Raw genomic sequence first — 1,338 nt, forward strand, 5'->3', positions numbered from 1 at the left:
GTAAGTGTGTTTACCTGCTGCGTACCCTTTAAAGCCCTTTTGATAGGCTTCATAGTTAAACTTGATTTCAGCAAAAGGCTGCTCGCCTGTGGTGAGGTTTCCTGAGTATTTTATTGAGCTTACATATGCATTTCCTGACGCAATGTCTTTAGCATAGTTAAATTCAATATAATTATTTTTAACATCTTTGATGGCCTTGATAGCCCAGCTTTTCGCGATAGCCCCTGCAACGCCACCACCTGGTTCGACAAAGGCATCAGATGGATTGTTGAACATATTGCTAACAGCAGAGACATCACCATAGTAGTGCGTTTCACCAGCTTTGTTTTTTACTTCGAAGTACTTAGGGCCATTTCCTGAAGACCCGAGTCTCGCAGTAACTTCGGTAAACGGAGCATTATCTATTCGATATACAGAATTAGGCGCGCCATAGGTGCCAGAGCGCAAAATCAAACGTTGTCCATCAATACAAAGTCGATCTTCACTCGTATAAGTGACTTGCTTGATATTACCATTGTCATGTATCGGCGTTTGAGGACATCGGCTTATTGAAGACAGCCCAGTAATGGACCATCCTACCCCAACAGGGCCTTCTACAAGGTTGCTGCTCGAATAAGTTAGAGATACAGAAGGTGCAACACCTGCGCGACCGGCAGGAGAGACAATGGGAATAGAATATGTCGCCGAACCAGACTCATCGACCCTGAATTTACCTTGCGATAATCCAACAACCTCTTGAGCGACTCCAGCGGAAGCAAAAGAAATCAAAAAAATGGCAGGTACTACAGTCCTTGTAAACATAAAAACTCCGTAAAGCACTACTTCTTAATAGTTAATCGAGCAGAAAAGTGGAAAATTAATTAATACTTAACTGAAGATCAGATATGCATTTGCCAGCATCAAAATTCCAAAGGAAAGAGCCCTTACCAGGCTCAACATCACGCAACAACGGTGGAAGGCTACCCCCCTTTTTATTCTTTAGTGACATCACGATTTGCCGGCTTTGATCGCCTGGAATGGAATAAAATACTTCCATGGTGACTTCTTCAGAATATGCGCACTTTCCGTATGAAACGTTCTTTAGCACTTCGTATCTGAGATGATTTTGCTGTTCGGCGTGAACGAGAGAGGGAATTGCCAACCCTACAAAACAACATAAAGTTAGGCACTGATTTAACTTCATTGAATAATTCCATTTAAATATTAAAAACTACTAAACTAACAAGCAGCCTGCTTCCTCATACAAATTGGAATAAATTGTTGCACACATGTAAATGTGAGCTTACGGCAGCATGGCGTGACATAAGTAATAAAGCAAAAAATCTGGTTTCTTAAATT

The 1,338-nt window shown here is 41.4% G+C and carries 2 protein-coding genes; both read right to left on the minus strand.

Annotated elements, in window-relative coordinates; genetic code table 11:
* Positions 1-801: SpvB/TcaC N-terminal domain-containing protein (locus IEY42_RS22065; RefSeq protein ID WP_268244286.1), on the minus strand; the 801-nt coding region annotated here is incomplete at its 3' end.
* 55 nt (positions 802-856) lie between these two features.
* Positions 857-1,183 (minus strand): hypothetical protein, encoded by a 327-nt coding sequence (locus IEY42_RS22070; RefSeq protein WP_188927312.1) that lies wholly within the window; start codon positions 1,181-1,183, stop codon positions 857-859.
* Positions 1,184-1,338: the final 155 nt, after the last annotated feature.

This window comes from Shewanella algicola (assembly GCF_014648035.1).
In the GTDB taxonomy this organism is placed as follows: domain Bacteria; phylum Pseudomonadota; class Gammaproteobacteria; order Enterobacterales; family Shewanellaceae; genus Shewanella; species Shewanella algicola.